The sequence below is a fragment of the Stenotrophomonas sp. STM01 genome (assembly GCF_014852135.1).
Taxonomy (GTDB): Bacteria; Pseudomonadota; Gammaproteobacteria; order Xanthomonadales; family Xanthomonadaceae; genus Stenotrophomonas; species Stenotrophomonas capsici.
Window position 1 is genome coordinate 582,161 of record NZ_JACVBA010000002.1, and the last position, 21,525, is coordinate 603,685.

Consider the following 21,525-nt stretch of genomic DNA (forward strand, 5'->3'; position numbering starts at 1 on the left):
CATAAGCAACAGATCCACCAGCAATACCCAGCAGTAACGCGGCACCCCGGTGCCATCCAATCTGATGTTGAGGAGAGACAACATGCATCGCAAGACCCTGCTTTCGGCAGCGATCGTCAGCTGCCTTGCTTTCAGTGCCCACGCGCAGGAAGCCGCCCCCACCGCCACCGACCTGGACACCGTGGTCGTCACCGGCATCCGCGGCTCGATGGAAAAGTCGCTGGACACCAAGCGCGAAGCCAATGCCCGCGTTGAAGTGGTGACCGCAGAAGACGTCGGCAAGCTGCCGGCGCACAACGTCGCCGACACCCTGCAGCGCCTGCCGGGCGTGAACATCAGCTCCTCCAGCGCCGACGAAGGCGGCTTCGACGAAGCCGACCGCGTCAGCCTGCGCGGCACCAGCCCGAGCCTGACCCAGACCCTGATCAACGGCCACACCGTCGGCTCGGCCGACTGGTTCGTGCTGTCCCAGGCCGGCAACGTCGGCCGCAGCGTCAGCTACTCGCTGCTGCCGTCGGAGCTGGTCAGCTCGGTGGAAGTGAACAAGTCCTCGCAGGCCAAGCTGATGGACGGTGGCACCACCGGCACCGTCAACATCATCACCCGCAAGCCGCTGCAGTTCGCCAAGCAGTTCACCGCCGAAGCATCGATCGGCGCGGTGCGCTCGGACCAGGCCGAATCGACCGACCCGCAGCTGTCGGCCCTGTTCAACTACAAGAACGAAGACGGCACCTTCGGCGTGATGGTGCAGGGCTTCAGCCAGAAGCGCGAGCTGCGCCGCGAAGCCCAGGAGTTCCCGGGTGGCTGGTTCAAGATGGGCCGCAATGCCGATGGTACGGTCAACGCCCTGGGCCAGAGCAATCCGGACCTGCTCGATGTGTGGGCCCCGAGCCTGCTCGGCTCCACGCTGTTCGAGCAGACCCGCGAGCGCAAGGGCGGCCTGGTCGAGATCCAGTTCAAGCCCAACGATGACCTGACCCTGGGCGTGAGCGGCTTCAGCTCCAAGCTCGACGCCAACAACTACAACCGCAACTTCATGCTGTGGGGCGGCAACTTCGCCAACTCGCAGGCCCCGCAGGCCGGTTACGTGGTCAAGGACGGCGTGCTCACCAACGCCACCTACGCAGGCGTGGCAGGCACCAACTACGGTGTCTACGACATGATCTACCGCGAGTCGTCGGCCAAGACCAACTACCTGACCTTCGACGCGGACTGGCAGATCAACGACAGCCTGACCTCCAGATTCCAGGCCGGCAGTACCAAGGGCGAAGGCAAGACCGCCCGCCAGTACATCGCCGAGGTCACCCTGGCCAATGGCGGCGGCGCCAGCTGGAGCACCCATGGCAACAGCTCGCCGACCGACTGGAGCCTGGGCGGCGACCTGAGCCCGTCCGGCGTGACCAGCTTCGGCACCTGGGGCAACCAGCAGATCGTGGCCGAGGACAAGGAGAAGTGGGCCACGCTCGACTTCAACCAGTACATGGATACCGGCGTGCTGAGCTCGCTGGACTTCGGCCTGCGCTTTGCCAAGCACAGCCGTGAAGCCATGTCGCCGGAAGGTGCCAGCCCGGGCGACATCTGGTCGGACCTGCAGAACGGTGCCACCGCCAACTACCCCAGCGGTTTCGCCAGCGGCATCGGCGGCAACTTCCCGCGCAACCTGTGGTACTTCACCCCGGGCGCGCTGAAGGAAGCCATCACCAACAACTCCACCTGGCTGTCCAACAACGACGGCCCGACCGGCCGCCACAACTACGGCTCGGAATGGAAGGTCGAGGAGAAGAACCTGGCCGCCTACGTCCAGGCCAACTTCACCGGCGACAACTGGGCCGGCAACATCGGCCTGCGCTACGTCAGCGTGAACCAGGACATCGACTCCTACCGTGCGGTCAGCAATGCCGCCAACGCTGACGTGAGCAGCCTGTTCGGCATGTGGGAGGCGCTGGCATACAGCAACACCCACCGTCGCCTGCTGCCCAGCGCCAACTTCAAGTTCGACCTGGCCGAGAACCTGGTGTTCCGCGTCGCCGCTTCGCAGACCCAGACCCTGCCGGACTACTCGGCACTGGGCGCTTCGGCCTCCGGTTCGGACCTGGACAAGACCGGTTCGGCCGGCAACCCGAACCTGAAGCCGGTGGTCTCCACCAACTTCGACGCCAACGTGGAGTGGTACTTCATGCCGCGCGGCCTGCTGTCGTTCGGCGTGTTCTCGATGAACATGAAGGACTACGTGGCCTACGGCACCGAGAAGCAGATGCTGTTCAGCGAGCTGACCAACCAGCTTGAGCAGTACGAGATCTCGCTGCCGACCAACGCCAACGCGCAGGTGCAGGGCCTGGAAGTGGCTTACCAGCAGCCGATCGGCGAGTATTTCGGCATCGATGCCAACTACACTTACTCCGACGGCAGCACCTCGCACACGTGGGCCGACGGCAGCAACAACCTGCTCGGCAACTCGAAGGACACCTACAACGTCGGTGCCTACTTCGAGAACGACACCTTCGGTGCGCGCGTCGGCTACACCTACCGTTCCTCGTTCCTGATCGGCCTGTCCTCGGTGAATCCGTACTACCAGGATTCGTTCGGCACCGTGTCGGTCTCGTTGAACTACAAGGCCACCGACTGGCTGAGCTTCAGCCTGGATGCGCTGAACCTCAACGACCCGACCTACAAGTACTACCAGAGCTCGGCCATTCCGGTTGCGTTCTACAACAACGGTCGCCAGTACTACTTGAACGCCCGCATCAAGTTCTGATCCATCCCGGCACGCAACATCGCCGGACAGCGTGACGCGCCGGGCCTGGATCACTCCGGGCCCGGCGTTTTTCGTTGGGAGTGCGGCACGCCCCTCCACCGGCATGCCGGCCGATGGCGGGCGTCACGCAACGTGCCCCCTTGGGCACCTTCCGCGCAGGGTCCGGCGCTGCCGTTGCACAATCCTGCTTTCGTCGTGCCGCGCATGACCCGGCACTGCACTGCCCGCAATCCCGCACCACCTGCCAGGCCCGGCCCGGCACCACCGCCTTACAACAGGAGCTCCGCCCCGATGACGAAGTCCCTCCGTGCGCGCCGTCGCGCAACCCTGCTCGGCAGTTGCATGCTGCTCGGCCTCACCACCGTGCAGGCCCACGCCGCCGCCGGCGCACCGTCGCTGATCCCCCTGCCCGCCAGTTACCAGGCCGACGGCGGCAAGGACTTCGTGCTGAAGCATGCCGCCCGGGTCGGCGGCAATGACGAAGCCTCGCGCCGCGTCGCCGCCCAGTTCGTAGAGCTGCTCAAGCAGAACGGCGGGCCCACGCTGGCCGTGGCCGAGAACGCCAACAAGGCACAGATCCGCTTCCGCCTGGACCCTTCGGCCACCCATCCGGCCGAGGCCTACACGCTCAAGGTCTCCAACACCGGCATCGACGTCAGTGCCAGCGATGACCGCGGCCTGTTCTACGGCGCCGTCACCGCCGCCCAGCTGCTGACCGACCAGACCCCCGGCGAGGTCGCCGCGGCCACCATCACCGATGCGCCGCGCTTCGTCTGGCGCGGGCTGATGCTCGACTCGGCCCGCCATTTCCAGAGCATGGAGGAGATCAAGAAGCTGCTCGATGCGATGGCCCAGCACAAGCTCAATACCTTCCACTGGCACCTGACCGACGACCAGGGCTGGCGCATGGAGATCAAGCGCTACCCGAAGCTCACCGAAACCGGCAGCTGCCGCGTGCCGCTCGGTGATGCCGGCCACAACGAGGCCACCGGCCAGCCCCGCACCTACTGTGGTTTCTACACGCAGGAGCAGATCCGCGAGATCGTCGCCTACGCCGCGCAGCGGCATATCCAGGTGATCCCGGAGATCGACGTCCCCGGCCACGCCACCGCGGCCATCGTCGCCTACCCGGAGCTGGGCGTGACCGACCATAAGCTGGTCATCGACAACCAGTGGGGCGTGTTCCCCAACCTGTTCAACACCGAAGAAAGCACGATGCAGTTCCTGGAGAACGTGCTGCTGGAAGTGATCGACATGTTCCCGGCAAAGTACGTGCACGTGGGCGGCGACGAAGCGGTCAAGGACCAGTGGATCGCTTCCCCGCGCGTGCAGGCGCACATGCGCCAGCTCGGCCTGAAGGACGAGATGGAAATGCAGAGCCACATGATCAAGCGCCTGGAGAAATTCCTGGAGCAGCACGACCGCCGCCTGATCGGCTGGGACGAGATCCTCGAGGGCGGCCTGCCGCCGGAAGCCACGGTGATGTCCTGGCGTGGCACCGAGGGCGGCCTGAAGGCAGCCAGCGAAGGCCACGACGTGATCATGTCGCCGGTCACCCACATGTACATGGACTACCTGCAGACCGAATCGCCGAACGAGCCGCCGGGCCGCCCGACCACGATCCCCCTGCAGAAGGCCTACGAATTCGAACCGGTGCCCGCCGAACTGGCCGCCGACAAGCGTTCGCACATCCTGGGCCTGCAGGCGAACATGTTCGTCGAGCACACCCGCAACAACCGCCACCTGGAACACAACCTGTTCCCGCGCGTGGCGGCGGTGGCCGAGACCGGCTGGAGCCCGCAGGACAAGCGCGACTTCCGTGGCTTCACCCAGCGCCTGCCGCGCCAGCTGCAGCGCTACCGTGCGATGGACATCGCCTACGCGCAGACACCGTTCCAGGTGGACCTGCGCGACAAGGGGGACGCTGCCACCGGCAACGTCACCGTCACCCTGGACAATCCGCTGGGCTACCCGGTGCATTACACGCTCGATGGCAGCGCGGTCAGCAGCCGCTCGCCGCTGTACAGCCAGCCGCTGCAGCTGAAGGTTCCCGTGCAGGTGCAGGCGGCGGCCTTCTTCAACGACCTGCCACTGGCCGCGGCCAGCAACTTCGCGCTCACCGCCGACTCCCTGCGGGTGCGCGAGGACACCCAGCTGGGCCTGTGCCCGAACGGCGGCAAGCTGCTGCTGCGCCTGGAAGACGACGGTCCGGCCGAGGGCGAGCGCGAAGTGTTCAACGTCAACATCTTCAACCCGTGCTGGTTGTGGGAAGACGTGAACCTGGCCGGCATCAGCAGGATCAAGGTGCGTGCCGGCCGCATCCCGTACAACTTCCAGCTGGCCCACGACGAACCGGCACGCAAGTTCGCTCCGGCGCACAGCAGGTACGGCGAGATGGAGATCCTGGCCAACTGCGAAGGCACGCCGCTGGCCTCGGTGCCGCTGCCTGCCGAACCGGGTGCCGACGGCTTCCTGGAACTGGAGGCACCGATCACCGCGCCAGCCGCACGCGGCGACCTGTGCGTGCGCTTCACCGGCGATACGCGACCGAACATGTGGACGCTGGACTGGATCCGGCTCGAACCGGCCCGCTGACCGTCCCTGCCGTCGTCTCCTGGAAGGCCACCGCTCGCGGTGGCCTTCCGCGTTTCCAGCCCTCGCAGGGGCCACCCGCACCAACCCGCGCGCCGCTTCCTGCCTGTGGCAAGGCGGCTGCATGCCCCGCCGGAGGGTGGCTTTGCAGGCCCCGGACGGCTTGCCAAAAAATTTCACGGACATCCCGTTCAACCCGCCCGCCGGCGGCAAGATGCCGACACCCATTGCAATGAAATCTAAATTTCCATTGAAATCATCAGCCTATGGATGACCAAAGTCATGCCCGGCACATGAAAATTTTTTGCAACACAGCTTGACATCGTTGTCACACAGCACGGAAACTCCACCTGCCGTAGCGCCAAAGGGGGCCGCACGGACTTCGGGGGAACTTCGTGGTTGCCAGTCTTCCAGCAGCGTCCAAGCACACCACCGCCACGGCCCGGCCCTTGCTGGCCGCGGACGTCGGCGGCACCCATGTGCGCGTGGGCCTGGTCTGGCCAGCCAGCGGGGGCCAGCGCCTGCAGGTGCAGGACTATCGCCAGTACCGTTGCGCCGACCACGATGACCTGGCCGCGATCCTGCGCCAGTTCCCGGTCGACCCTGCCTCGCTGTCCGCCTGCGTGATCGCCAGTGCCGGCCATGCCCTGGCCGATGGCACGGTGATCTCGGCCAACCTGCCGTGGGCGCTGTCCACCACCGCCATCCGTACCGCGCTCGGCACGCCGGCCGTGCACCTGGTCAACGACTTCGAGGCCGTGGCCCATGCCACCGCCCACATCGACCACGACCAGTCCACCCTGCTCTGCGGCCCGGCCCAGGCGGCCGAGGGCCCGGTCCTGGTGGTCGGCGCCGGCACCGGCCTGGGCGCGGCGCTGCGGGTTCCCTTCGGCGGCCGCTCCCTGGTGCTGGCCACCGAGGCCGGCCAGGCCGCCTTCGCCGCCACCACCGAGCTGGAGATCGCGGTGCTGCAGCAGCTGTTGCGCAGCCGTCCGCATGTCTCCGTCGAGCAGGCCCTGTCCGGCCCCGGCCTGCTCAACCTGTACGGCGCGCTGTGCGCCTTGCGCGGCCAGTCGCCCCGCCATGCCACCCCGGACGCGATCAGCCACGCCGCCTGCGAAGGCAGCGATCCGCTGGCCGTGCAGACCCTGGAACTGTTCTGCGGCCTGCTCGGCTCGGCCATCGGCGACATGGCGCTGGTGTACGGCCCGCACGGTGGCATCTACCTGGCCGGCGGCATCGCCCCGCGCATCGGCCACTTCCTTGCCAACAGCACCTTCGCCGATCGCTTCCTCAACAAGGGACCGATGCGCAAGGCGCTGGAACGCATTCCCGTGCGGCTGGTCGAGCACGGGCAACTGGGCGTCATCGGCGCCGCCAGTTGGTACCTGGAACGCAGGGAACTCGAGCCTTGCACTCCACCAAGCGCAGCAGTCCCCGTGCACGCGAACGCATCCCGCCCCTGCATCGGTCCACGTCAAGCCACTGCCGGCTGAGCCGCCGGAATCCATCAATGATGAGGAGAGACATCATGAGGTACCGCAAGTCCGTACTATCCGCCGCCATCGTCACCTGTCTGAGCTTCTCCGCGCACGCGCAGGAAGCGGACAAGAGCGCCACCGACCTTGACCGCGTCGTCGTCACCGGCATCCGCGCCAGCCTGCAGCAGTCGCTGGAAACCAAGCGCAACGCCGACGCCATCGTCGACGTCATCACCGCCGAGGACGTGGGCAAGTTCCCGGCCACCAACGTCGCCGAAGCGATGACCATCATCCCCGGCGTGACCATCGACCGCGCCTACGGCCAGGGCGAGAAGGTCAGCATCCTCGGCACCGACCCGGCGCTCAACCGCACCCTGCTCAACGGCCAGTCCATCGCCTCGGGCGACTGGAACATGTCCGACTTCCCGACCCGTACCTTCAACTACTCGCTGCTGGCGCCGGAACTGGTCGGCAAGGTGGAGGTGTTCAAGTCGCCGGAAGCACGCATCGACGAAGGCTCGATCGGCGGCACCGTGATCGTCTCCACCCGCAAGCCGCTGGACATGCCGGAAAAGGTCAGCATCTCCGGCCGCGTCAGCTACGGCCGCAACGACCGCGTCGAGAAGACCGATCCGAGCGCCTCGGCCGCCTTCGCATGGAAGAACGCCGCGGAGAACTTCGGCTTCATCGTGTCGGCGCAGGCCTCGAACGAGAGCATCCGTCGTGACGGCATCGAGTCCTACGGCACCGTGCGGGCCAAGGATTACATCGCCGGCGTGGGGGGTGCCAACGGCTCGATCACCAACCTGCCCACCGACTGGTCGGTGGCGCCGAACCCGGACGGCTCGCAGCCGACCTCGCCGGCCACCTGCGTCGGCGCCTGCGCCGACACCGTCTACGCCAACCCCGACGCGATCGGCCCGAACTCCACCAGCGCCCACTTCTTCGAGCAGGAGCGCAAGCGCAAGACCTACTCGGTGGCGTTGCAGTTCAAGCCGGTCGAGCAGATGAACATCGAGTTCAACGCACTGAAGATCGACGCCAACTTCGACCACATGGCGCAGTCGATGTTCACCCACCAGGGCAACACCTGGAACAGCCTGAAGACCCTCAGCGGCCTCACCGTCAAGGACGGCCTGATCACCAGCGCCAGCCACAAGAACGGCCTGGTCGTGTTCGACATGCAGAACCGTCGCGCGCAGGTCGATTCGGAAACCTACGACATCAAGCTGGACTGGAACGACGAACGCTGGTTCGCCTCCACCCACATCGGCCGCACCAAGGCCGAGGGTGGCCCGAAGCAGGTGTTCGGCGAATTCCTGGCCCGCACCGACTACACCTGGTCCATCGCCGATGCACCGGGCAAGCCGGGCAGCGTGCATTTCACCGGCGCCAACCCGTTCCAGAACCCGGACCAGTTCCAGATGGACGGCGGTTGGGGCGCGGACCCGAACCAGCCGAGCTGGAACACCGGCTGGGGCGGCAACCTGGTGGAGAAGCCGACCACCGACAAGGAAACCTACGGCCAGGTCGATTTCGGCATCAAGCTCGATTCGCCGGTCTACCTGCTGCGCTTCGGCTACAAGCAGCGCAAGCATGAAACCACCCAGATCCAGCGCGGCATCGGCCTGGCCTCGGTGGCCGGCTACGGCGACGCCAAGGCTTCGGACTTCGACCCCCGCAAGCTGCCGGGCAACTACCTGAAGGGCTTCAGCGGTTACGGCGACCTGGGCAACCGCTTCACCATCGATGGCTGGAAGCTGGCCGACTACATCACCAGCGGTGATTGGCTGGCGCCCTGGCAGACGATGCCGGTGATGTCGCAGTTCAGCGCCGAGGAGTTCGCCCGCAACAACTGGTCGATCAACGAAGACATCGGCGCCGCCTACCTGCAGGCGGACTTCAGCTTCGACCGCCTGCGCGGCAACATCGGCGTGCGCTACGTGCGTACCGACCTGGAGTCGGGCAGCTTCGCCTGCAACACCGGCCTGGCCGGCTGCACCCAGGCCGGCTGGTCGGCCGAGAAGCTGGCCGCCTCGTACAGCCCGGTCGTGGTGAAGAACAAGTACAACAACGTGCTGCCCAACCTGAACCTGGCCTACGAGGTCACCGACAAGCTGGTGCTGCGTTTCTCCGCCGCCAAGACCATCGCCCGTCCGAACTACACCGACGTGTCCTCGTACCTGTGGCTGTCCGACACCGCGCTGACCGGCGGCGGCGGCAACCCGGCCCTGAAGCCGTACCAGTCCACCAACCTGGACTTCTCGGCCGAGTGGTACTTCTCCGACAACGCCATCCTGGCCGGTTCGATCTTCTACCGCGACGTGGCCGACTACATCCTCACCGAGTCGACCCCGGAAGTGCACTGGAACCAGAACCAGAACAAGGACGACACCTACATGGTGGACCGTCCGCGCAATGCCGGCGATGCGAAGATCAAGGGCTACTCGCTGGCATGGCAGCAGAACTTCGGCTACGGCTTCGGCGTGATCGCCAACTACACCTACTCCGATGGTGAAGCCACCGGCGATCGCCCGCTGCCGTTCAACTCCAAGAACCAGTTCAACATCAGCCCGTTCTTCGAGAACGACACCTGGAGCGCGCGCGTCACCTACGGCTGGCGTGACAAGTACTTCACCCAGGTCAGTGGCGGCCGCCAGCTGTGGACCATGGACTACGCCTCGCTGGATGCCTCGGTGGCCTTCAAGATCACCGACAACCTGTCGGTCGGCCTGGATGCGATGAACCTGCTCGATGAGGAATACCACTCCTACTCCGGCGTGGAACAGCTCACCCGCGGTGCCTACCTGAGCGGCCGTCGCTACAACGCCTCGCTGCGTTTCAACTTCTAAGCATTTCTCCCTGGCAACATCGTTTTTCCGCTGTTTTTCTCCTCCAGCGGGCCTGGGTTTTCCAGGCCCGCTTTTTTTTGCGATAACGCTTGTCCACCTGGAGCTCCCATGACCCGACTGCATACGCGCACGCACGTCCGCAGCCTGCTGGCCACCGGCTTGCTGCTGGGCGCCGGCCTGACCGCCGCCCACGCCACCTCCGCACCGCCCTCGCTCGCCGTTCCCCTGATCCCGCTGCCGCAGCAGGTACAGCCCGGCGCCGCTCCCTATCGCGTGGATGCCACCACCACGGTGAGCGTGGACGGCGAAGGCGCACGCGCCGTCGCCGGACAGTTCATCGCCCTGCTGGGCAAGACCAGCGCGCTGCACCTGCAGCCGGCGAGCGTCGGCAAGCCGGTACGCGGCATCCGCTTCGAGCACGATGCGTCGCTGGCAGGCAACGTGAAGGGCAGCTATCGCCTGCAGGTTGGCGCCCAGGGCGTGCGCATCCGCGCCGCCACCGACGCGGGGTTGTTCAATGGCGCGATGACGCTGGTGCAGCTGCTCAGCGGTGGTGATGGCCAGGACGGCCAGGTCCCGGCCGTGGACATCACCGATGCCCCCCGCTTTGCCTGGCGTGGTTTCATGCTCGACTCGGCGCGCCACTTCCAGAGCATCGAGCAGATCAAGCAGTTGCTCGATGCCATGGCGCTGCACAAGCTCAACACCTTCCACTGGCACCTGACCGACGACCAGGGCTGGCGCATGGAGATCAAGCGCTACCCGAAGCTCACCGAAGTGGGCAGCTGCCGCGCGCCGGCCGGCCAGGCCGGGGTCGGGCCTGATGGCAAGCCACACCTGTACTGTGGCTACTACACGCAGGCGCAGATCCGCGACGTGGTCGCCTACGCCGCCGCGCGCCACATCACCGTGGTGCCCGAGATCGACGTGCCGGGCCACGCGCAGGCCGCGGTCGCCGCCTATCCCGAGCATGGCGTGGTCGATGGCCCGACCCAGCCGTCGGCCAACTGGGGCGTCAACCCCTACCTGTTCAACCCCCGCGAGGAAACCCTGCAGTTCCTGGAGAACATCCTGGCCGAAGTGCTGGAGATGTTCCCCGGCCAGTACATCCATATCGGTGGCGATGAAGCGGTCAAGTACCAGTGGCAGGCCTCGCCGGCGGTGCAGGCGCACCTGCGCGCGCTGGGCCTGAAGGACGAGGAGGCCCTGCAGTCGCACATGCTCAAGCGGCTGGAAACCTTCCTGGAGGATCGCGACCGCAAGCTGATCGGCTGGGACGAGATCATCGAAGGCGGCCTGCCGCCGCAGGCCACGGTGATGTCCTGGCGCGGCATCGAGGGCGGCATCGAGGCCGCCACGCATGGCCACGACGTGGTGATGTCGCCGGGCAACACGCTGTACCTGGACTTCCTGCAGACCAACCTGCCCGACGAACCGCCGGGGCGCCCCAAGTTCACCTCGATGCAGCGCGTCTACGCCTTCGACCCGGTGCCGGCGCAGCTGACCGCCGAGCAGCGCAGGCACATCCTCGGCGTGCAGGCCAACATGTGGACCGAACACACCCGCACCTGGGAGCGCCTGCAGCACAACGTGTTCCCGCGCATGGCCGCGCTGTCGGAAATCGCCTGGACGGCGCCGGAGCGCAAGAGCTATGACGATTTCCTCGCCCGCCTGCCGGCGCAGCTGCAGCGCTACAAGGCGCTGGACATCGCCTATGCGCAGACGGCGCTGTCGGTGGCGATGAAGCGCCAGGACGACCGCGCCGGCAACAAGGTCACAGTCGAGCTGTCCAACCCGCTCAGCTACCGCGACATCCGTTACACCACCGATGGCAGCACCCCCACCGCGCAGTCAGCGGCCTATCCCGGCGCACTGACCCTGCCGGTGCCCACCGAGCTGAAGGCGCTGACGTTCTTCAACGGCAAGCCGGTGGCCGATGCACCCAGCCGCTGGAACCTGGATGCCGAATCGCTGCTGACCCGCACCGACAAGACCCTGGCGCAATGCCCGCAGGGCGGCCGCCTGCTGCTGCGGCTGGAAGACGACAACCCGCTGCAGGGCGCGCGTGACAACTTCGACGTCACCATCTTCAACCCGTGCTGGTTGTGGGAGGACGCGCAGTTGCAGGACATCCGCGCGTTCAAGGTGCGCGCCGGGCGCATCCCCTACAACTTCGGCCTGCTGCGCGAGGAAGAGGCCAAGCGCGGCTACCGCAAGCCGGGCGCCGCGCATGGCGAGTTCGAAGTCCGCGCCGGCTGCGAAGGCCGCGTGCTGGCTTCGGTGCCGCTGCCGCGCGAGGCCGGCGCCGATGGCTTCATCGAGCTGGAGGCACCCTTGCGCGCCGGGCCGGAACAGGTCACCGACCTGTGCATGACCTTCAGTGGCGACACCCGCCCGCAGATGTGGGTGCTCGACCAGGTTCGCCTGCAACCGGCGAAGTAGTGGCCGGGAAGGCGCGGTGCGGTCCGCATGGTCCTCTCCACCCTGCGGCCCGCACCGCGCCATCTTTGCAGCAGCGCCAACGGGGTCACGACAGGGCCCCGATGGCCTGGCGACGGTATCAGTCCCGGGCTCGCCGAAGTAAGTGCCAAAAGACAGAAAGGCACTGTTTTGAAAGGAAATTTCGGTTGCAGCCGCAACTACGCGCGTGCGCTCAGGAGGCGCGGCGGGGCTGCAGCCGCAACAGTAGGTTCGCCAGCGGCGTCAGCGCGATGAGCATGCCCGCCACCACGCCACTGGTATTGGCCAGCGCATCGATCGGGTCGGCCATCCGGTTGTCGGTCAGCGCGCCCTGCGCCCATTCGATGCCCACGCCCATCAGCACCAGCCCCACGCCCGCCACCCACAAGGCGCGACGGGTGGCGAACACCTGCACCGCGCTGGCGGCCAACAGGAAATACGCCAGGAAGTGCTCGACCTTGTCGCTGTTCTGCGGCAGGTCCAGTGGCGGCGGCGGGATCAGGCACACCACGATCACCGCCAGCACCGCCGCCCCCCACAACGACAGCCAGAACCGCGCATGCCGCAACGGCTTGATCGGGCTTACAGCCGCCACGTCAGGTCGCCCATCAGGAACGCGGCACTCATGTCCACGTCGCGGCTGAAGGCCATCACCTGGAAGCGCTCGCCCATCTCGGTCGGCAGGGTCAGCCGCTTGAGTTCCTCGCGCAGGCGCATGCGGCCCACGTCGTCGGTGCGCTCCTCGGCCGCTTCGAGCAGGCCGGTGATGCCGTTGCCGAGCAGGAAGCTGGCCTGGTTGCTGTAGCCGGCCAGGTCGAAGCCGGCATGGGTGCCGGCCTCGGCCAACGCGGTGAAGTCCACCGAGGCGGTGATGTCCTGCAGGCCCGGCCACAGGAACACGTCGTTGTGCACGCGGTGGCGGTAGAAGGCGCGGATCGTGCCGTCGTCGCGGTCGTGCTGGTAGAACTCGCTGCGCGGGTAGCCGTAATCGACGAACAGCATCGCGCCACGCTGCATGCCACCGGCCACCGCCTGGATCCAGTACGGCAGCTGCGGCAACACCTCCGAGCGGTAGCCGTGCGCGAACGGGCGCTCCAGGTAGTGCTCCAGGTGACGCACCGCCGCAGCGGTCAGCGCATCGGCCGGCTTGGCACCGCGCACGAAGCGGCCCTCGCCGTCCAGCTCCACGGTTTCCTCGTAGATCTCGCCATCGCTGGCAAGGAAGCGCGGGGTCGGCAACGCGTCGATCACCTCGTTGGCGAACAGCACGCCGTCCCAGTCGTCGTCGAACGGGCGGTCCAGCCATTCCACCAGGGCGAACACCGGCGGGATCAGCGCCTTCTCCAGGCGCTCGCGCTGGCGTTCGCGCAGGTCCGCGCTGGGTTCCAGGATAGCGTAGCGCTCCGGCAGCGCGTCCAGCTCCAGCAGGCGCTTGAGCAGGATCTCGGCGAACGCGCCGCTGCCGCCGCCCAGCTCCAGCATCCGCGCCTGCGGCCCGAGCTGCTGCAGCACCGGGGCGATCACGTTGGCGGTGGTGGCGGCGAACAACGGCCCCATTTCCGGCGAGGTGACGAAGTCACCGGAGGCACCGAACTTGCTCGCACCGGCGCTGTAGTACCCCCAGCCCGGGGCATACAGGGCCAGCTCCATGAACCGCGAGAACGGCACCGCGCCACCCTGGGCGCAGATGTCCGCGCGCAGGTGCGCGGCCAACTGCTCGCTGTGTTCAAGCGCTTCGGGTTCGGGCGTGGGCAGGTCGGAATGCATGGTGCGGCCGTTTACAGGGACAATGCACAGGATAGCCGAGTGAGGAAAATGCAGATGACAGATTACCAACGGGTGGCCCTGGTCACCGGCAGCGCGCGCCGCATCGGCGCGGCCATCGCCCGCCACCTGCACGCCCACGGCTACCGCATCGCCCTGCACGCGCATTCATCCACCGAAGAGATGCAGTCGCTGGCCTTCGACCTGGAAAGCGAGCGGCCCGGCAGCGTGTTGGCGGTGGAGGCCGACCTGCGTGACCCGGCCGCGCTGCCGGACATGCTCGAACAGGTGGTCAGCCATTTCGGCCAGCTCGATGCCCTGGTCAACAACGCCTCCAACTTCTTCCCCACCCCGTTCGGCCAGGTGCAGCCGGCGCAATGGGACGAGCTGCTGGCGGTCAACGCGCGCGCACCGTTCTTCCTGGCCCAGGTCGCCGCCCCGCACCTGATCCGGCAGCGCGGCGCCATCGTCAACCTGACCGACCTGCATGCCACCCAGCCATTGCGCGACTACCCCGCCTACAGCATCGCCAAGGCGGCGCTGGAGATGGTCACCCGCTCGCTGGCACTGGAACTGGCACCGCACGTACGGGTCAACGCCGTGGCCCCGGGTGCCATCCTGTGGCCGGAGGAAGGCAAGAGCGAGCAGGCCAAGCAGAAGCTGATGGAGCGCACGCCGCTGGGCCGCATCGGCACCCCGCACGAGATCGCCTCGGCGGTACGCTGGCTGCTGGACGATGCCGGCTACATCACCGGCCAGACGTTGCGACTGGATGGCGGGCGGACGTTGACGTAAGCCAGGGATCAAGGCCGCGGCAAACCCGCCGCCCTCCCTTGGCACCAGCCGGGGAGGCAGCGCAAAGCCGCACGGAAGCGTTTGCGCTTCCCCATGGGACCTCACTCCCGTTCCAGCGCCACCACATCGAAATCCTGCCCGAACTGCGGATGCTCGGCCCACATCTGCGCCAGGTTCAGCCCACGCACCGGGTCGATGAATTCCGGCGCGATGTCGGCCAGCGGCTTGAGCACGAAGGCATGCTTCAGCTCAGGGCGCGGGATGCGCAGGTGCTTGGGACCCTCGACCACCAGGTCGCCGTAATACACCACGTCGATGTCCAGGGTGCGGTCGCTGAAACGCGGGCCGGAACGGTCACGCCCGTGCGCGTCCTCCACCGCGTGCAGCCATTCGTCCAGGGCCAGCAGCGGCATGTCGGTTTCCAGCAGCACCGCGTTGTTGAGGAAGTCCGGGCCGTCGAAGCCCACCGCGGGGGTGCGGTAGGCCGGCGATACGCGCAGGGTCCCGAAACGTTCGCGCAGCACGTCCACGGCGGCCTTGAGGTAATGGCGTGGATTGAGGTTGCTGCCCAGGCTGAGGAGCACGGTGGTCATCGGTGGCTTTGCCTGCGGGCCTGCCCGCACCGGTCAGGGCGGACCACGGCCCTGCATCAGGAGTGGGGGCGACAATGATAAGGCCAGCGGGCGTCGGCCAGATGCGCGCCGGAGTGCTTTCAGTCGCTGCCCAGCGCATCGGCCACGGCACGGAACACCCGCTGCATCTCCAGCGGCTTGGGCAGCACGTGCACGCTGATGCCCGACGGGGCCTGGCCGTCGGCGAATGCCGGGGCATTGGCGTCCTCCAGCACGATGGCCGGCCCGCGGTAGCCCATCGCCTGCATCTCGGCCAGCAACTGCCCGGCCGACAGCAGCGGGATGCCGCTGTCGACCAGCACCACGTCGGGCAGGCCGGCTTCCTGCAGGTGCCGCATCGCGACCGCGCCATCGCTGGCCAGGCGCATGCGGTAGCCCTGGCTGGACAACGCATTGCCCAGCAGCGAGAGCCGGGTGGCCTCGTCATCGACCACCAGCAGGCGTTCGCCGCGGCCGGCGCGGATCGCCGGCACCTCGCCCTCGCCTTCGGCCAGCAGGGCATCCTGCATCGGCAGCAGCAGTTCGAACGAGGTCCCCTCGCCCTTGCAGCTGTGCACGCGGATATGCCCGCCAACGCTCTCGATGATGCGCCGGCATGACACCAGCCCCAGCCCGGTACCGTTGGCCTTGGTGGTGAAGAACGGACTGAACAGACGCGCCTGGGTCGCCTCGTCCATGCCGATGCCTTCATCGCTGACGCGGATGCGCACGCACTCCTCCTGGCCCTGGCCACCGCGTTCGGCGACCAGGCTCAGGCGCCCGCCGTCGGGCATCGCCTGGATGGCGTTCAATGCCAGGTTGAGCAGCACCTGCTGCAGCTCGGTGTAGTTGGCCTCGATGGCCATGCGGTCATCGGAGACTTCCAGGTGCAGGTCCACGTTGCGCGGCAGGCTGCTCTTGAGCAGCATGCCGACCGCCTGGAACAACCGCTGCAGCACGATGCGCTCGCTGGGCTGGCGCGAACCGCGCACGAAGGACAGCATCGACTCGACCATCTCGTGGCCACGCCGGCCGCACTCAGCGATCACGTCGGCCAGGCGCACGATCTTGGGATCGTCGCTGCGCTCGCGGATCAGGTCCGGCACGATCAGCAGCGGCTGCAGGATGTTGCGCAGGTCGTGGCTGAGACCGGCGGCCAGCAGCGCCAGGCTCTCCAGGCGCTGCGAACGCATCAGCTCGTCCTCCACCCGGGCGCGCTCGATCTCGCTGCGCGCCTCGCGGATGGCCCGCGCCACGGCCGGCGGCAGGCGTGCCGGCAGGTGCTTGATGATGTAGTCGTTGGCGCCCTTGCGCAGCGCCTCCACCGCGGTCTCCTCGCCCATGGTGCCGGAGACGAAGATGAAGGGAACCTTCGGGTGCAGCTCGCGCAGTATCTGCAGCGCCTGGTAGCCGGAGAACCCGGGCATGCTCAGGTCCGAGAGCACGATGTCGGGCATGTACTCGGTCAGGGCGCGGCGCAGCCCGGCCTCGTTGTCGACCCGCTCGAATTCGGCCTGCAGGCCGGCGTCAAGCAACTGGTCACTGACCAGCTCGGCATCTTCGGGCGAATCCTCCACCAGCAGGATCCGCAACCGCCCCAGTGGTGCTCCCTTGTTAGGCATGCACGCTCACTCGCCTTCCGGCGCCTGGTTGATGACCGCCCAGAACGTGCCGATCGTCTTGACCGCGTTGAAGAACTGGTCGATGTCCACCGGCTTGACCACGTAGGCATTCACGCCCAGGTCCCAGCTGCGTGCCAGGTCGCTTTCCTCGCGCGAGGAGGACAGGATCACCACCGGCAGGCGCTTGAGCTCCTCCTCGGCACGGATGCGCTGCAGGACCTCCAGCCCGTCCATGCGCGGCATCTTGATGTCCAGCAGCAGGACCGCCGGCAGCCCTTCCTCGCGGTCGGCGTAGGCCCCGCGGCGCAGCAGGAAGTCCAGCGCTTCCACGCCGTCCTCGCAGTGCACGATCGGGTTGGCCAGGCGCGCCTCGCGCAGGGCGTCGATCGCCATTTCGGCGTCGGCCGCGCTGTCTTCGGCGATCAGGATGGTGCGCAACGTGGTCATGCCGGGAGATCCTTGTGGTGTGCGTCGTTGAACGGGGGAATGATGAAGCTGAAGGTGGCCCCCTTGTCCACCTGTGCCTCGGCCCAGATGCGCCCGCCATGGCGGGTCAGCACCCGTCGCACGCTGGCCAGGCCGATGCCGGTACCGGCGTACTCGGAGGCCTTGTGCAGGCGCTGGAACACCCCGAACAGCTTGGAGGCGTACTGCATGTCGAAACCGGCGCCGTTGTCGGTGACGCTGAACTGCTGGCTGCCGTCGGGCAACTGCCGCGCCGACACCTCGATCACCGCCTTCTCGCGCCCGGCGCTGTACTTGATCGCGTTGCCCAGCAGGTTCAACCACACCTGCCGCATCATGTTCTCGTCGGCCACCAGCACCGGCAGCGTGCCGATGTGCCACTCCACCTCGCGCGGCGTGCCGTCGGCACCGGCCTCGGCGCGCAGGTTGGAATCCAGCAGCGCGCGGGTGTCGGCCACCAGCGACTGCATGTCCACCGGCTGCAGGCGCATGGCCCCACGCCCCAGCCGCGAATAGACCAGCAGGTCGTCGATCAACGCCGCCATCCGCTGCGCCGAGCTGCCGATCACGTCCAGGTAATGCTGCGCCTTCTCATCGGCGCCCTCGCCCAGGTGCCGGCGCAGCTTGTCCGAGAACCCGGCCACGTGGCGCAGCGGCGCGCGCAGGTCGTGCGAGACCGAGTAGCTGAAGGCCTCCAGCTCGCGGTTGACGTCGGCCATCTGCTCGACCTTGCCTTCCAGCTGCCGATTCAGCTCTTCCACCCGCACCTGCACCGCGCGCTGCAGGGTGATGTCGCTGATGGTCATCAGCACCACGTCGTCGTTGGCATCGGGCAGCGACATGCGCCGCGCATTGATCAGCATGGTGCGGGCCAGGCCGTCCACGCCCTGCTGCTGGTGCTCGTAGTCCCACAGCTCGCGCCCGCGCAGCAGCACGTCGGCCAGGCGCTGGCGCACGATGGGGTCCTCCCAGGCACCCTCGCCGATCTCCTGCAGCGGACGCTGGTTCACGTCCTGGCCATCGACGCCGTACAACTCGGCGAAGGCGTTGTTGTGCAGCACGATGCGCAGCTTCTCGTCGAGCAGCACGATGGGCTCGCGCACGGTCTGCAGCACCGAGTTGGCGCGGGCGGTGGACTTGCTCAGGCGCAGCTCGGCATCGGCACGGCTGCCGATCTGCCGGTTCAGCAGCCACAGCACCAGTGCCAGCAACAGCAACTGCACCACTAGCGCACTCCAGCTCACTAGCGAGGACATCCGCTGCTGGCGCTGCGCCTGCAGGCCGCGCTCGGCCAGCAGCGCCTCTTCGTGCTGCTGCAGCTCGACCACCATGTCGCGGATCGGGTACTCGAAGGTCATCTGCTCGATCAGCTCGCGCTGGCGCGGCGAATCGGTGCTGACGGCGATCTCCTTGGCCAGCGCCATGCGCCGCTCCAGCATCGACTCCATCTTGCCGATGCGGACCAGTTGCTCGGGGCTGTCGCTGACCAGCCCGGCGAGTTCGCGCAGGTTGTCGGTCACCCGGTCGGCCTGGTCCATGCGCTGCTGCAGCGCCGGCGAGTCGATGCCCTTGGACAGCGTCAGCGCCGCCGACTCGACGTCGCGGATGTCGGCCTGCAGGTTGTACAACCGCGCACCCACCGCATGGGTGTGCGCCACCCAGTTGGCCGAGGCCACGCTCTGGGTGGACAGCCGCTGCAGGGTCAACGCCGGGACGATGATGATCAACAGCGCAGCCAAGGCCAGCCCCATCAGGCGCCAGCGGCTCCACCCCTCGTCGCTCAATCCCAGTGCCATCCCGTTTCCTTCGTCACGCGTGGACGCCCCCTGCGTCACACCAGCCGCCATCGACGGCAGTTTCCGTCAATCGGCAGAAACCGCGGCCGTATCCAGGCGTTTGCCTGACAGGGGCCAAGGATTGCATGAAACCTGCGGGGAGTGAACGCCTCGCGCCCTCCTCCCCGCCGTGCTCCGGTTCAGCCGTCGCTGCGCTTGATCGCGTGACCACCGAACTCGTTGCGCATGGCCGCCAGCATGCGGTCGGTGAACGAGTTGTCCTCGCGCGAACGCAGCCGTTCCAGCAGCGACAGGGTGATCACCGGTGCCGGCACGTCGAGGTCGATGGCCTCGCTGACCGTCCAGCGCCCTTCGCCGGAATCCTCCACGTAGGGCGCAATGCCATCCAGCGCCGGGTTCTGGCGCAGCGCATCGGCGCTGAGGTCCAGCAGCCAGGACCGCACCACGCTGCCATGCCGCCAGACCTCGGCGATCTGTGCCAGGTCCAGCGCGAACTCGGCCTTCTTCTCCATCAGCGCGAAGCCTTCGGCGTAGGCCTGCATCATTCCGTACTCGATGCCGTTGTGGACCATCTTGCTGAAGTGGCCCGCCCCGACCGGCCCGACATGGGCCCAGCCACGGTCCGCGGCCGGCGCCAGCGCCTGGAACAGCGGCGACAACCGCGACACCACCGCCTGTTCGCCACCGATCATCAGGCAGTAGCCCTCCTGCAGCCCCCACACCCCGCCGCTGGTGCCGCAGTCGACGAAGTCCACCTGGTGCGCTGCGCAACGCCCGGCCCGCTGCTGCGATTCCCGGTACCAGGAGTTGCCGCCGTCGACCACCACGTCGCCCGCCGACAGCAACGGCAACAACGCCTCCAGCGTCGCGTCCACCACCTTGGACGGCACCATCAGCCACAGCACCCGCGGTGCGGGCAGGGCCTGCACCAGCGCCTGCAGCGAGGCGACCACCGCCACGCCCTTGGCGGCCACCTGCGCCCTGGCCTGCTCGCCCGGATCGAAGCCAGTGACGCGGATGCCACCGCCCTGCAGTCGCTGCGCCATGTTGGCGCCCATCCGGCCCAGTCCGATCATGCCCAGTTCCATTTCTCACCTCGGGTTGTGTTGAAGGAAATTCCGTCCGCACACGCCCGCAGGCGCGCATCGATCCAGCGCCGGTACAGGGTGGTGTGCAGGTTGTGCAGCGTCAGCTCGATGCTGAAGGGGGTGCGCGGGTTGCGGTCGAGCAGGCGGGCGATGTGGTAGCCCAGCGGGCGCACGCCCTTGGGATGCACGTACAGCATCAAGCCGCCATACACCGGGTCGGCCATCAATGCATCGATGCGCGCCAGCAGCACCTGCTGCTCCGCCGGCAGCGCGGCCCGCAGCGTCGCATCGCGCTCGTGCAGCAGGCGTTCGAAGCGGCGCCGGCCATGCCCGGGCATCTGCCGCGCCAGCTCCCATATCCGCGCGTTGAGCGCGTCGTAGTGCGCGAAGCCGCCATGCCGGGCCAACGCCTGGGCGGCAGCCTCGCTGATGTCGGTGATCACGAAGTTCTCGGCCTGGTTGTTGATGTCGTCCAGATAGCGCTTGTCGTAGACGTGGCTGATGTAGCCCGGCAGGCCCATGAACGCCTGCCGCCCCATCGCCGCGGTGCGGACCGCCTTGCCATCGGCGAAGAGCTCGCCGGCATTGCTGCCCAGCAGGATGCTCGGCGTATCGTGCAGGGTCAGGAAGGTGCCGATGGACAACTCCCCGGCACTGAACTCCGCATCGAACGCCGCATCGCCATACAGCTCGCGCTGGGCGGCGAGCTGGGCGACCTGCCGGCCCACCCCGCACTCGGAGCGCACCCGACCGCTGTAGAAGGCCTCCAGCGCCCGGCTGTTGCTGCCGCTCGGCGCATAGCCACGGCCAAAGCTGCGGAAGCGCTGCCAGCCCTGCGCACCCGCGCCGCGCGCGCCGAAGCCGATCCAGCCCAGCTGCAGCGCCGAGAACCGGTAACCGGGGTTGTCCTGCAGGCGACGGGCCGCCGCGCGCGTGGCATCGCCCAGCCGGAACGCATAGGCGCACACGCTGGCCTGCTGTTGCAGCAGGGCTTCGGCCATCCGCTCGCGCTGCGTGGCATCGAAACCCTCGGGCACCTGCACGCGCAGATCACCCCGGGCCTGCGCCTGCTGCAGCGAAGCACGTTGGCAGGGCCGCCCGGCATTGACCGTGACCCCCTGCTGCGGGCCCGATTCAATCTGCCACCCCAGCTCGCGCAGCAGCCGCATCGCGCAGCCGTCGGTGGCCTGCGCCGTGGATGCCAACACCCACATCAACGCAGCGCCGACGCGAACCATCGCGTG

The 21,525-nt window shown here is 67.5% G+C and carries 14 protein-coding genes; 6 read left to right on the plus strand and 8 right to left on the minus strand.

The genetic code is table 11. From position 1 onward, the window contains the following. Positions 1-82: 82 nt before the first annotated feature. From IB227_RS12560 to IB227_RS12580, 5 genes are all read left to right on the plus strand, one after another. Positions 83-2,755, plus strand: coding sequence for a TonB-dependent receptor (locus IB227_RS12560; RefSeq protein WP_192287672.1), 2,673 nt, complete (start codon positions 83-85; stop codon positions 2,753-2,755). Positions 2,756-3,046: 291 nt separating this feature from the next. Continuing rightward, positions 3,047-5,350: a family 20 glycosylhydrolase gene (locus IB227_RS12565; RefSeq protein WP_192287673.1), complete on the plus strand. Its 2,304-nt coding sequence runs from the start codon at positions 3,047-3,049 to the stop codon at positions 5,348-5,350. Positions 5,351-5,742: 392 nt separating this feature from the next. Continuing rightward, the gene (locus tag IB227_RS12570; RefSeq protein WP_192287674.1) at positions 5,743-6,843 is read left to right on the plus strand and encodes a glucokinase; all 1,101 of its coding nucleotides are present in this window, start codon (positions 5,743-5,745) and stop codon (positions 6,841-6,843) included. Positions 6,844-6,878: 35 nt separating this feature from the next. Further along, complete coding sequence (locus IB227_RS12575; RefSeq protein ID WP_192287675.1) at positions 6,879-9,680, plus strand: TonB-dependent receptor; 2,802 nt, start codon at positions 6,879-6,881, stop codon at positions 9,678-9,680. Positions 9,681-9,788: 108 nt separating this feature from the next. Next, entirely contained in the window at positions 9,789-12,122 is a 2,334-nt protein-coding gene (locus IB227_RS12580; RefSeq protein ID WP_192287676.1) for a family 20 glycosylhydrolase, read from the plus strand. 211 nt (positions 12,123-12,333) lie between these two features. Here the strand turns inward: IB227_RS12580 and IB227_RS12585 are convergent, their stop codons facing one another. Next, positions 12,334-12,735 (minus strand): VanZ family protein, encoded by a 402-nt coding sequence (locus IB227_RS12585; RefSeq protein WP_132865655.1) that lies wholly within the window; start codon positions 12,733-12,735, stop codon positions 12,334-12,336. After that, positions 12,723-13,907, minus strand: coding sequence for a class I SAM-dependent methyltransferase (locus tag IB227_RS12590; RefSeq protein ID WP_192287677.1), 1,185 nt, complete (start codon positions 13,905-13,907; stop codon positions 12,723-12,725). The genes IB227_RS12585 and IB227_RS12590 overlap by 13 nt, the downstream gene beginning before the upstream one ends. A 54-nt stretch (positions 13,908-13,961) precedes the next feature. Between IB227_RS12590 and IB227_RS12595 the strand changes: the two genes are divergently transcribed. Then, complete coding sequence (locus IB227_RS12595; protein WP_192287678.1) at positions 13,962-14,699, plus strand: pteridine reductase; 738 nt, start codon at positions 13,962-13,964, stop codon at positions 14,697-14,699. Between the two features lie 101 nt (positions 14,700-14,800). Here IB227_RS12595 and folK read toward each other — a convergent pair whose 3' ends face one another. The 6 genes from folK to IB227_RS12625 form a co-directional block, all read right to left on the minus strand. Continuing rightward, positions 14,801-15,292: a 2-amino-4-hydroxy-6-hydroxymethyldihydropteridine diphosphokinase gene (gene folK, locus IB227_RS12600; RefSeq protein WP_192287679.1), complete on the minus strand. Its 492-nt coding sequence runs from the start codon at positions 15,290-15,292 to the stop codon at positions 14,801-14,803. 119 nt (positions 15,293-15,411) lie between these two features. Next, entirely contained in the window at positions 15,412-16,932 is a 1,521-nt protein-coding gene (locus tag IB227_RS12605; RefSeq protein WP_192287680.1) for a hybrid sensor histidine kinase/response regulator, read from the minus strand. A 6-nt stretch (positions 16,933-16,938) separates the two neighbouring features. After that, complete coding sequence (locus IB227_RS12610; protein ID WP_132865660.1) at positions 16,939-17,379, minus strand: response regulator; 441 nt, start codon at positions 17,377-17,379, stop codon at positions 16,939-16,941. After that, positions 17,376-19,193 (minus strand): ATP-binding protein, encoded by a 1,818-nt coding sequence (locus IB227_RS12615; protein ID WP_192287681.1) that lies wholly within the window; start codon positions 19,191-19,193, stop codon positions 17,376-17,378. Before IB227_RS12615 ends, IB227_RS12610 begins: the two co-directional genes overlap by 4 nt. A gap of 179 nt (positions 19,194-19,372) precedes the next feature. After that, on the minus strand, positions 19,373-20,281 hold the full coding sequence (gene gnd / locus IB227_RS12620) for a phosphogluconate dehydrogenase (NAD(+)-dependent, decarboxylating) (RefSeq protein ID WP_192287682.1): 909 nt from the start codon (positions 20,279-20,281) through the stop codon (positions 19,373-19,375). Next, complete coding sequence (locus IB227_RS12625) at positions 20,266-21,519, minus strand: hypothetical protein (protein ID WP_225591813.1); 1,254 nt, start codon at positions 21,517-21,519, stop codon at positions 20,266-20,268. Before IB227_RS12625 ends, gnd begins: the two co-directional genes overlap by 16 nt. Positions 21,520-21,525 lie beyond the last annotated feature (6 nt).